7 protein-coding genes are annotated in these 11,679 nt (G+C 59.0%); 4 read left to right on the forward strand and 3 right to left on the reverse strand.

Annotated elements, in window-relative coordinates:
* Nucleotides 1-2,656: M56 family metallopeptidase (locus tag NI20_RS0104350; protein WP_033120231.1), on the forward strand; the 2,656-nt coding region annotated here is incomplete at its 5' end.
* 102 nt (nucleotides 2,657-2,758) lie between these two features.
* Nucleotides 2,759-3,001, forward strand: coding sequence for a hypothetical protein (locus NI20_RS0104355; protein WP_033120232.1), 243 nt, complete (start codon nucleotides 2,759-2,761; stop codon nucleotides 2,999-3,001).
* A gap of 611 nt (nucleotides 3,002-3,612) precedes the next feature.
* On the opposite strand, the gene NI20_RS0104360 is transcribed toward NI20_RS0104355, so the two are convergent.
* Together NI20_RS0104360 and NI20_RS0104365 are read right to left on the reverse strand one after the other, a co-directional pair.
* Nucleotides 3,613-5,154 (reverse strand): hypothetical protein, encoded by a 1,542-nt coding sequence (locus tag NI20_RS0104360; RefSeq protein WP_033120233.1) that lies wholly within the window; start codon nucleotides 5,152-5,154, stop codon nucleotides 3,613-3,615.
* Between the two features lie 32 nt (nucleotides 5,155-5,186).
* Nucleotides 5,187-6,110, reverse strand: coding sequence for a hypothetical protein (locus tag NI20_RS0104365; RefSeq protein ID WP_033120234.1), 924 nt, complete (start codon nucleotides 6,108-6,110; stop codon nucleotides 5,187-5,189).
* A gap of 195 nt (nucleotides 6,111-6,305) precedes the next feature.
* On the opposite strand from NI20_RS0104365, the gene NI20_RS0104370 reads away from it, so the two are divergent.
* On the forward strand, nucleotides 6,306-7,220 hold the full coding sequence (locus NI20_RS0104370; protein WP_033120235.1) for a CorA family divalent cation transporter: 915 nt from the start codon (nucleotides 6,306-6,308) through the stop codon (nucleotides 7,218-7,220).
* Between the two features lie 44 nt (nucleotides 7,221-7,264).
* Here the strand turns inward: NI20_RS0104370 and murE are convergent, their stop codons facing one another.
* Nucleotides 7,265-10,012 (reverse strand): UDP-N-acetylmuramyl-tripeptide synthetase, encoded by a 2,748-nt coding sequence (murE, locus tag NI20_RS14060; protein ID WP_052084426.1) that lies wholly within the window; start codon nucleotides 10,010-10,012, stop codon nucleotides 7,265-7,267.
* 113 nt (nucleotides 10,013-10,125) lie between these two features.
* Here murE and NI20_RS0104380 point away from each other — a divergent pair, with 113 nt between their 5' ends.
* A complete protein-coding gene (locus tag NI20_RS0104380; protein WP_033120236.1) occupies nucleotides 10,126-11,145 on the forward strand; it encodes an alpha-hydroxy-acid oxidizing protein in 1,020 nt (339 codons plus the stop codon).
* Nucleotides 11,146-11,679: the final 534 nt, after the last annotated feature.

An 11,679-nucleotide genomic window follows, 5' to 3' on the forward strand; every position in this document is an offset into this window, starting at 1 on the left:
CCTCGCCCGCCGCGACCACTGGTGGAAGGTGCTGGGCTACCTCGTGCTTGCGCTGCACTGGTTCAACCCGCTGGTGTGGGTCGCCTACATCCTCTTCTGCCGCGATATCGAGCTCGCGTGCGATGAAAAAGTCGTCAAGGGGCTGGACGGTGCGGCACGCGCAGACTATTCGCAGGCGCTATTGTCCTGCGCCGCGCCGGGAAGAGCTGTCGCGGCCTGCCCGCTGGCATTCGGCGAGGGGAACATCAAAACGCGCGTGAAAAGCGCGCTGCACTACAAAAAGCCCGCGTTTTGGGTCGCCGCCGCGGCGGTGCTCGCGGTCGTGATCGTGGCCGTGTGCTTTTTGACGAATCCGAGGTCGGAGCGCGGCAGCCTTGTCTGGGCGCAGAAGCTGAATGCGGCGGACGTTGCGTCAATCGAGCTCTACGTTCCGGCGGAAGGGGAGGCGCGGCAGTATAAAAAACTCGATACGGAAGAAATGGCACAGGCAGTCGAACTGATCAACAGCAGCCGCGGCACATATATCGAAAAACCGGAGACGGTTTACGCCGGCTTGCCGGTGTGGTTCCTTCTCACGATGGACGACGGCACGGTGCATGCTGTCGGCAGCGTAGTGGGCCATTATCTGATCATCGACGGCGATACTTTTGATGCGGACGTCGAGAATCAGGCGGAATGGGAAAACTATGTGCTAAAGGGCGATTCGGCAAGTCCGATCGACATGGCAGACCGGCTGTCGTATGCACTCTATGGGATGACAACGGGGGTGTATACGCTCGGCGAGGCCGTTTTCGAGGATTCCGTCTGGGAAACCAGCTATGAGGAGACCTTTGCCAATACGAAGTCCACGCCCGAGCTGTGGCTTTCCTCCGCACTTGGCACGGACATGACCGGTATTCTGTACGGTACAGTGACGGCGGCGAGAGGATACAGCTACCGCTTTTCGGAGTGGGAGGAGATCGACCTGACCGTGAGCAACTTCGACTGGCTGTTCCGCAGCGCGAGCGGCGAAGACTGGAATGGCACGAGCGCTGCGAAGCTGCGCCGCGAAAATGCTCACGCTTGGCGCGGTACGAAAACGGCCGATGACGACAATGCAACAGCCACGATACCGGAGATCGCGCGTCAGGATGAGCTTGCAGCGATGGACCAGTGGCTGCTATTGCAGCAGAAGGACGGCAGCCTTTACCTCGTGATGGGCTATCGCAGCGGGGGACTTCCCTACAGCGGGGCACATCCCTACCGCTGGATCGTCCGTCTGAACGGCGGCGCGACCGAGCTGACCCGCGCTGACCTGAACGGCGACGGGATCGAGGAAGTGATCTCCTATACCGGCACTTCCACGCAGGAGCCGTACCGGCTGCGGGTGAGCAATCAGAGCGGCGAAGAGCTCTGGAGCGCGGAGCTGGGGCTGGCGCACGTGGGCTGGAGCAGCTATTTCCTCTATCGCGACAGCGTCAAGACGGCGCTATTGCGCTACGAGCCGACAATCTATCAGGGCGAGGCATCGTATTCCTACGAGCTCTTTATGCTCAGTGAAAACGGGACGACCACGCTGGCGGAGAATTCGGTGAGCTTCAGTGTAAATTCCGATTCCGCCGATTCATGGCCCGCCGAGGCGCGGAAATTCGCGGACGAGGTCAACAGGCTTTTAGACAAGAGCGAGCTGCTGTTCTCCACGCTGAACGCCGAGCTGCATTCCTACGGCGACGGCACGGTCATCCGCTGCACAGAGCCGTCGGAGAGCGACGGAAGCAGGGCGCTGGCGTCCTCCGACCTCGACAACGACGGCAGGGCAGAGCAGATCATCTGCGAGAAAGTGTTCGGCGGCTATGAGCTGTGCGTCGTCGACGACAACGGCGAGGAGCTGATGCGCGACCGCATGTGGGAGGGCGACGTCTACTTCCTCTGCCGCGAAAACGGACGCGACATGCTGCTGCAATACAGCTTGTTCGAGGGCAACTATCAAGACACGATCAGCTATTGTGCCTACTACTACGGCCTTCACACCTTTGACGGCGGCAAACTGAACATCGTGGAAAACAACAACACGAGCATTTATCTGAACTGGGACGGAACGCAGAAGGGCGATTGGGGCGAATCGCAGCAGGCATTCGCAGCGCGCGTCAATGAGCTGATCGACCAGAGCGAATTTCTCATTGCCCAACAGGACGGCGAGCTCATTTTGACGAGCGAGGTGCAGCGCTGGTACTGCGTATCGCCGAAAACGATCAGAGTGGCAATGGATGACACAACGATCTATATCGACAGAAAAAGCTGGGACTTTGCCGAACAGTACCCGTCGCTCAAAGGGTTTGAGGACATTGGGACCGCAGGCAACTACTTTGTGGCGTTCGGTAGCCTGGGGGAGAAAAACGACCTCTACGTGGTGTTCAATTTCGTGGCCGGCACGCTGCTCAAGACCTTCCCCGGCAACAACCTTATCTGGCAAGGAGATGACCTTTCTACCGCGGTCTACTCCGACCGGTCGGACGTCTACGCGCTCAACGGGACGAAGCTCGCCGCGCTCGATCTTGCGAGCGGCGAGGAGATCAGCGGCCTCGCCTTTGCGCCCGACGGCGTGTCGATCATTGCGACGGTCTCCGGTAAGAGCGGCGAGCGTAAGGTGACGGTCACGCGCGAGGGCAGCGCGTAGCAGACCTCGCTCACCGACTGGACGGAGGGCGACGGCGCGGAGCGCACGTACTTCGTCCCTGTCGGGATCGAGGGGAACGAGACATTTCTGGCGACGGTCGGCGTGAGCTACCGGCTGGAACAGCAGTCGGACGGCACATCCCGCATCGCGGAGATCACAGGCGCGGAGGGACTCACGCTGCCGCGCTATCGCCGCGGCTGGGTCAGCGTGGATGAAAAGGCCGACGTGCTGGACACCGTGATCGCGGACGACGGCAAGAGCGCCGACGTGACGGTGCAGTATTACGCGAGCCTTGGGTCGGGGTATCAGACGTACACGGCGGGGGTTCATATTGTCGCACCGTAGGGTGCGAAGGGATTCCCTGCGGCCGCGCAGGGAGTGCGAATAAAGGGGGTCATTCTCTCACGTGAGAGAATGGCCCCCTTTAAATCCCCCAAGAGAACGCAAGGGGCCTTGCCCCTCGACCCCGCACATTGGCAGTTTGTGGCTCGAAGAGCCGCACGCGCTGCGCAGTGTGGGTGCGGTGTACATGGCTTCGCCATGAGTCCCTTCGAGTCGTTACCGGTTGCAACCGCGCCTTACTGTCGTGAGGCGCGAGTGACGTTTGCTTGGCGGCAGACTGCTTGCGGGATGCGGCATTGCTTCGCTCGCCGCATTGTGGAGTGCTCCGGTAGACGGAAATTAGGCTCTACTTCTACAAGATGGGCAGAGCGGCAGCGGGTAGTAGGAGCAGAGGCAAATCGTCTTGCAGTGCTAACGCGGCAACGCCGCGCTATGGGCAGTGCAATCGGCAAGCATTGCAGCTCTTCGAGCTGCTCGCTTGCAATGGCAAAACCTTTCTCTTGGGGGATCAAAAGGGGGCCATTCTCTTTTGTGAAAGAGAATGGCCCCCTTTGACTGCACGCCGCAGAGACTGCGGCATTCCTCCGTGAACCACGGAATTGTTACTGAAATGATCAGTGAATATTCAAAACGCCGTCTTCGTTTTGGAAGAGAACAAAATAATCCTGCACCCGCTCGAACGGTGCGTTGTAGAGGAGGGGCCTGTTGACGTTGAAGTCCTGATAATCGCGTGCGGTCTTCACGGGGTACTGGAAGCGGCCGTTCTGGTGGACATAATAGAATAGTCCCTCGAATTTGGTGAACTCGTCGATGTTGTTGGAGAGGGCGCAGGAGACGTAGCCGCGCTGGTTCGTGCCATCGTTCGGGAAAGAGGCGTCGGCGCAGTAGAGCTGCCGGAAGCAGTTCTCGTACCAGCTGCCAAGGTTGACCTGATCGGTGCCAGGATCGATGTAGGGGGCGGTGTAGGTCGTGCCGTCCGGACTGTCATAGAACACCCGGCCGGAGAACTCTTTGGCAAACCAGGAGTTGCTGTCGTGGTGTGGCTCAAAGGCAAGGCTCTCCGTGCCGTAAAAGCGCACGCCATCGTCCCAGCGAAAATGACAGGCGATGAATAGCCGGTCAAAGGGCCGTTGGACGGCAACGATGGTCAGGTGGAAGGCGTCATTCGTCTGCGGCTTATTGGAGTAGTTGATATAAGCGCTGCCTGTGCACTCTTTGATGACCACGCGCTCGGCGCGGAGACAGGTGAGAAGGTCCTCGTCGGAGAGGTCGTTGAGCTCGGATTCGGGATAGCCGAGGGCGAGGAGCCTTTCATGGGCTTCGATCACCTGTGCGTCGGTGCTGGCCTCTTTGGGCGTCCAGTCCATGCGGTAGGAGCCGAAAAACAGGAAGCCGCAGGCAATGACGACAGCGAGGACGGTGAGCAGCGAGCCGACGAGCTTGTGATTTGAGAAGTGCTCCTTGATCGGCTTGATGGCGCAGCCCTGCGCGGCCATCGACTTCGAGAGCTTTTTGAGGCGGACGACCAGGTAGAAATACCAGACGAGGTAAGCGCCGAGCAACAGGGAAAGCGAGGCAAACAATGCCGCTGCGACATAGAGCAGAATGTACCAGAGCAATAGAGCGCCCGCGGCGGGGGCGGCAGGCGGCGTTATGCCTGCGTCGCGCTGCATATCGAGCAGGCCCTGCCAAAGGCAGAAGAGCAGCACGAGCTGCACGGCGGCGGCAACGACGGTGAAAAATGCCGCCAGGCCGGTGTCCGCACGGTAGATCACGGCATCCTGCCCAAGCTCAACAAAAAGGAGCAGCATGTGCAGGCAGGCGCAGACATAGCCCGCGCGCAGGAAGCCGTTGACCCGCCGCAGGGCGCGGAAGCCGACGAGCAGGCAGAATGTGCCGACCAGCGGCAGCAGCACGTCGAGGTTCCAGAAATTCAGCGTCACACCGGTGACAGCGAGGCCGCCGGCGATCAAGCCCATCGCGCGGCAGAAGGGCGAATCGCTCGCATCGGGCATCTCTACTTCGGGCGCGGAGAGCGCGTCGGCCATCTCCTGCGCGGGCGTGAGGGCCTCGGCCGGTTCCTCCTGTGCGGGAGGATCGGCGGGTGGTTCGGGCGGGGGAGTTTGCGGCAGATCAGGAAAGACTTGGCCGGTCATGCGAATTCCTCCTTGGCGTTATGCGAACAGAATCATAAGATCGAGACAACGAGCCGCCAGACAGGCTCGGCCAGATAATAGCCGAGAACAGCGGAAGCCAGATTGGCGGTGATCGCATAGGCCGCGGCGCGGCCCTTGCTGTGGCCGGTGAGAAGGCCGCAGCCGGCGTAGAGATACAGCTCGACAAGCAAAATGATGAGTTCCGCCGGAAGCAGGAAGAAAAAGAGATACCAAGCGCTCACGCCGTTGTGTGCGGTGACATATACAGATGCAACGGCTAAAAAGCCCTGTGTCAGAACGTTGACAAGTAAAAACGCTTCCCAGTTTTTCTTCCACGAATAGCGGAACAGAAGCAGCAGCGCGCCCTCGATGAGAAGCGTCGGCACGAGCGTTGCGACAAATTGCAGCAAGTAGCCGGGGATGGTTGAGGGAACGGAAACGGTGACCGCCGACGTATCGTGCGACCAGTTGACCGTGACGGACGATTGCAGAACGCGGCGATTGAGTATATCGGAGACCCAGACCTTGCCGGATTCGGTGACGAGGATGATGCGGTAGGTGCTCGGCACACCGACGTAGCCGAACCAGTGCAGTGCATTGCCAGAGGCGTCCGTCCCTTCCGCGTACAGCTCGCCCCACATCGGTGCGCCGGTCGTGCCCTGCGCCACGCAGGCGTGCCAACCGGCGGGAACATTGTCGCGCAGAAGTGCTAAGAGGTCGGGGTCGAGCGTATCCTCTTTGCCGTCGTAGTTCCAGTCGATGCCGTCGATACGGTTTCCATCTTCCGCGTCCCAATCACCCTTGGCGAGCAGGTCGAGGTAGTAGAGTTCCTGCGGCGCGTCTTTGACGCGCACGATGAGCTGGGGCTTCGGCCCGTTGTCGGCAAAGGCAAAGGTCGTGAGCGCAAGAGATGCGAGGAGCGCGCAAACAAGCGTGCGAAGAGATTTTCGTTTCATCCAAATTTCCTCCTTTTGTGTGTGGGGTGTTCCATCTTCCAACCATATAGACGCAAAAGATAACAAAAAAGTTCACGCTTTTACAAATTTTATCATAAAATATTGCGCTGCGGGAAAAAGTTCTGGCGGGGCGTTGTACTTTTTTCATATTCTGCTACAATGGGGGAGAGAAAGAAGCGCATTGGGGGAACGGGTATGAAATGGTATGCGATCGGCAAGACGCTGACGCCACTGGACCGCGCGCCGGAGAGCGGCGCGGCGGTGGTGCTGCTGAATTCGGACGAGCTGGTGCACGAAACGGCGCTGCCGGGACTCGAAGCGGTGCTGCACCATACGCCGAGCGCGCGGGACGCGCACGTCTGCAAGGCGGAGGTGCGCTCCAACTGTCTGAGCGGAACGCTCGCACTGCCGCGCGGCCGCAGGGACGGCACGCGCCTTTGCTGCGGCTATCTCGTGACGAAGGACCGCGTGGTGCTGGTGGACGACGGAGAGATGGCCGAGCCTTATTTGAAGCACATCGTCAAGGAAAAACGCCTGATAGAAAACAGCGTCGGACGATTTCTCTACGACTTCTTCGAGCTGCTGATCGCCAGGGACCTGCACCGCCTCGAGGAGATCGAAGACCGCGCGACGGCGCTGGAAGAACGCGTGCTCGCGGGCGAGCTGGAGGAATTCAGCACCCCGATGAGCGAGCTGCGCAAGGAGACGATGGCCTGGTACCGCTACTACTCCCAGCTCGACGACGTGGCGTGCGAGCTGCGGGAAAATGAGAACGACTACTTTTCGGATGAGGAGTGCGGACTGTTCCGATTATTTGAAGAGCGCGTCATCCGCCTGCGCGAGGAATCGCAGCTGCTGCGCGAATACTGCACGCAGATCCAGTCGCTGTTTCAGTCGGAGATCGACATCCGTCAGAACCGCATCATGCAGATCCTGACCATCGTGACGACGATCTTCCTGCCGCTGACACTGCTTGTCGGCTGGTACGGCATGAACTTTTCCGGCATGCCGGAGCTGCACTGGAAATACGGCTACCCCGCGATCATTCTTGTGAGTGTCGCCGTGGTGGTGCTGAGCCTGTGGGTGTGCAAAAAGAAAAAATTCTGGTAAGAAAAAGGAACGGCACGAGCCGTTCCTTTTTCTTTTGACAGGAGTCACTTTTTATCGAAGTAGTAGTCGCGGAAGTTGTGGTATTGCGCGGCGTAGTAGCGCAGCAGGCGATAGAGTCGAGAGAGCGGCAGATCGCCCTTGCAGAAGAGCGTGTGCGTGCCCTTGAACTGCTTGAGCTCGTCGGAGAGCTCCTGATCCTTGACATAGCGGCGCAGAATGCCGGTCGGCACGTTCTGCCAGAGGGCGACGGTGTGGTTGTAGACGCAGTCCTCGCGCTTGCCGTAGACGACATCGTTCGTCAGGAGCTTCATCATGTTCAGCCCCGCGGCACGGCAGAAATAGCTGCTGCGGCCAAGGCGCGGGTTGATCTCGAAGAGCACGTAGCGGCCCGTGCGGGAATCGTACTTCATGTCGATGTTCGAAAAACCGACGTAGCCGAGCTTTTCGAGAAACTCCTGCATTTTATCGTACAACGCCTGATCGCCGCGCGAGATGATGGCGGCATAGTTGCCGACAGACTTGGGGTCGTAGTATTCGAGCACCGGCTGGCCGAGGCACATCGCACGCACATGGCCGTCAAGGTCCGAATAGCTGTTGAGCACGCGCATCGCGTCGTCGCCGCCGGGGATAAACTCCTGCAAAATCAGCTTGCCGCGGTAGTCCGACTGGTTCATGCTGTGGACCATCGTGAGGTACTGCTCGCGCGTGTCGAAGAAGAAGACCTTTTTCTGCCCCTCAAAATGGCAGCGGAGATAGTCGAGTGCATTGGAATTCTCGGGCTTGACGACGATGGGAAAGTCGAACGGAAGGCGGTCGACGACGCTCTCGCGCTCCTCAGGAGAGGCGACGACGGTCTTGGGATAGTCCATGCCGTACTGCTCGCAGAGGGCGTAGAACTTGTCTTTCGTGTCGAAGGTCTCAAGAAGCTCCTCGGAGATGAAGCGGTTGGCGATGAGCCCCTCGAAATGGTCGTAGTGGCGGCAGAGAAGACCCGTGTAATAGTCCGAGCAGGGGATGACGAGCAGCTTTTCATAGTCCTGTGCGCACTGCTTCAGCACGCCGAGCAGCGCGTCGGGGAAGACCTCCTCGCGCTCAAAATCCGGGATAATGCGGCAGAGAAACAGGTGTGAGCTGCGCGTGGGCACGAGCTGCTGCGTGCACAGCAGCAGCGGTGTGACGTGATAGGCCTCCCGGAAGAGACGTGCCGTGCCGTAGGCGTTTTCGTCGCTGCCGAGGATAATGGGCAAAAAGTCCTTTTTTGCCTTTTTGGCGCTGCTCGCCGGCGCGGCGGGATGGACCTTGTCGTATTCGGCGAGGTATTTGAGTGTGAGCTCGACGTCGCTCGGGTAGGGGACGAAGACGCTGCCGCGCTTCATCGTTGTCTCTTCTCCCTTGCCGGTCAGCAGAATGACGCGCGCGTCCTTGCCGTCCAGAATTGCGCGGCGGATGCACTCGGCGCGGTCCTCGAGCACAAGGTGCGGGCAGGCAACGTGCTTTTCAATGTCGGCGGCGATCTGCGCGAACGGCTCTTCGCCGGAGTCCTCCTCGGTGATGAAGACGAAGTCGCAGTTCTGCCCGCTCAGCTCGCCGAGGTCTTTTCTGCGCTGGAGCGCGTGGGAGCCGGGGCAGCCGAAGACGGAGATCATCTGGCGGCCGGGGTATTCGATCTTCGTCGAGCGGTAGAGCGCGTCAAAGCTCATGCGGTTGTGCGCGTAGTCGACGATGACGGTGACGTTCTTGTCGCGGCTTTCGTAGATCTGCATGCGGCCCGCGGCGCGCGCCTTGCGAAGGCCCGAGCGCACATACTCCTCCGGCACGTCGAGCACCATACAGATGGCCATGGCAGCGAGGGCGTTGGAGATGTTGAAAAGGCCGGGCATCGTGATGGAAAATTCACCGTTGTACTTGAGCGAGGAAACCGTGAAGTAGAGCCCGTCGCTGCGCTTTTCCACATGCTGGCAAGAGACAGTGTCGCTTTCGTGTGAGCCAAACGTGATGAGGTTGCAGCGGTCCTTGGCGTATTCGATGACGCGATCCGAGTACTTGGCGTCGGTATTGACGCAGCCGAAGCGGCAGGAGTCGAAAATTTTGAGCTTGGAGTTGAAGTAATCCTCGAAGTCCGGGTGCTCGATGGGGCTGATGTGGTCGCTGCCGATGTTCAAAAATGCAGCGACGTCGTACGTGATACCGCGCACGCGGCCGTATTTGAGCGCCTGGGACGAGGCCTCCATCACAAGATGCGAAATGCCGCATTCATAGGCGTTTTCAAAGTGCTGGTAGAGCTCAAGCACCTCGGGCGTGGTGATGTGGGACTCCTCGGTGCTCTTGCCGTCGTAGTTGTCGATAGAGGAGAGAATGGCGCACTCGGGCATCGACTGCGCGCGCAGCCAGTCATTTAAGATGTAGCGCACGTAGTAGGCTGTGGTGCTCTTGCCCTTTGTGCCCGTGATGCCGACGCTTGTGAGCTTGTCCGTCACATGGTTATAAAAGAGCTGACCGAGCACGACGAGGGAATAGCGAATGTCGTTGACAAGAAGACAGGGCGCGTCCACATTGTGCTTTTTCTCGGCGACGTAGGCGATCGCGCCGCGCGAGAGTGCGTCGCACAGGTACTCTTCCTTGAAGTGTGCGCCCTTGCAGATGAAAAGCGCGTCCTTGCTCAGTGCGCGCGTATCGTAGGTGAGGCAGTGGATCTCACGCGCGGCGAGCTCGTCGCTCACGGCGCAATCGACCAGAATGCCCGCGTCGCGCAGCGCATCGACATATTCTCTCAGTGTGTGAACGGTATTCATAAATAGCTCCTTTGGGTCTTGCTTTTTCAGCAGGACGGGATAAAATATAGGCGATATCGCGTCGGATCGACACGATATTGGCAAGCAAACTCATTTCCGAAGGGGGAACCAACATGACTTATCAGCAAGTGCTGGAAAACGCAAGGACCTGCATCGGCCCTTACTGCAAGGCGTGCAATGACTGCAACGGCAAGGTCTGCCGCAACACGATGCCCGGCCCCGGCGCCAAGGGCGAGGGCACGGGCTTTATCCGCAACGCAGAAAAGTGGCGTGAGATCTGCGTCAACATGGACACCATCTGCGAAAATTCACAGGTGGACACCTCATTCACGCTCTTTGACTGGACGTTTGAGATTCCGGCGTTCGCCGCGCCGGTGGGCGCGATGCGTCTTCACTACGGGGACAAGTACGACGATCTTACTTATAATAATATCCTTGTGCGCGCGTGCGCAAACGCGGGCATTCTCGCTTTTACCGGCGACGGCACCGACCCGAAGGTGGTCGAGGGCGCGGCTGAGGCGCTCAAGGCGAACGGCGGCTGCGGCGTGCCGACCATCAAGCCGTGGGATATGGACACGATCCGCGAAAAATTCGCGCTCGTGCAGGAATCCGAGCCCTTCGCCATCGCAATGGACATCGACGCGGCGGGCCTGCCGTTTTTGCAGGGCTTGACGCCGCCGGCGGGCAGCAAAAGCGTTGAGGAGTTAAAGCAGATCGTCTCCTGGGCGCAGCGCCCGTTCATTTTAAAGGGCATTATGACCGCCCGCGGCGCGGAAAAGGCGCTGGAGGCGGGCGCGAGTGGCATCGTGGTCTCGAACCACGGCGGCCGTGTGCTCGACCATTGCCCCGCGACGGCGGAGGTGCTTCCGGACATCGTCGATGCTGTCGGCGGCAAGATGACGATTTTGGTCGATGGCGCGATCCGCAGCGGCATGGACATGTTCAAGGCGCTGGCGCTCGGTGCGGACGCGGTGCTCATCGGCCGCCCGTTTGTTACCACCGTCTATGGCGGCGGGGAGGAGGGCGTGCAGCTCTACGTCCAGAAGCTCAAAGCCGAGCTTGCCGACACGATGCGCATGTGCGGCGCGCACTCGCTCGCGGACATTGATCGCAGCATGCTATATGGTTTTTGACCATATAACATATAGTATAGCACCGCAAGAAAAGGCTGACAAGGGAAAATCAGAAGAAGGGGACGGCGAATCGGGCTGCCCTCTTTTCTGTTATCTACAATTATAAATAAAGTGTGGAAAGACGGGGGGGCCTGGGAGAGAGCGCTGGTAATCATTGCATTTGCAATCCGGCGGCAAAAACGGTAGAATATCGCCTGTCTTGATCGAGGCGCATTCCAGAATCGAGGAGGACTTGACGCCATGTTTAACTGCGGCACTTTTGATTGCAGCACGCTCTTTACGATGCTGTGCCAGCTGTTTAGCGGCTGCTTCAACTGATAGCAGTGCATATTGCACGGCGGAGAGGGTGTTTTGTGCCCTCTCTGCCTGTCTATTTTGCACAGCCTAACAAACAAATTGGAGAAAAATCAAAAAGTTTGAAAAAATGTGTTGACAAAAGGGGTGGTAGGTGCTAAGATAACACCTGTTCCGCGAATGGAGCGTGCACCTTGTAAATTAAACAACGAAACTTTGACAAGCACCAGATGAAAAACT

It is taken from the genome of Oscillibacter sp. ER4 (assembly GCF_000765235.1).
Taxonomy (GTDB): domain Bacteria; phylum Bacillota; class Clostridia; order Oscillospirales; family Oscillospiraceae; genus Hominicoprocola; species Hominicoprocola fusiformis.

Coding starts and splice junctions, on each gene's coding strand:
- NI20_RS0104360 (WP_033120233.1), bottom strand. CDS start 5,154: ATGACCGGCCAAGTCTTTCCTGATCTGCCGCAAACTCCCCCGCCCGAA.
- NI20_RS0104365 (WP_033120234.1), bottom strand. CDS start 6,110: ATGAAACGAAAATCTCTTCGCACGCTTGTTTGCGCGCTCCTCGCATCT.
- NI20_RS0104370 (WP_033120235.1), top strand. CDS start 6,306: ATGAAATGGTATGCGATCGGCAAGACGCTGACGCCACTGGACCGCGCG.
- murE (WP_052084426.1), bottom strand. CDS start 10,012: ATGAATACCGTTCACACACTGAGAGAATATGTCGATGCGCTGCGCGAC.
- NI20_RS0104380 (WP_033120236.1), top strand. CDS start 10,126: ATGACTTATCAGCAAGTGCTGGAAAACGCAAGGACCTGCATCGGCCCT.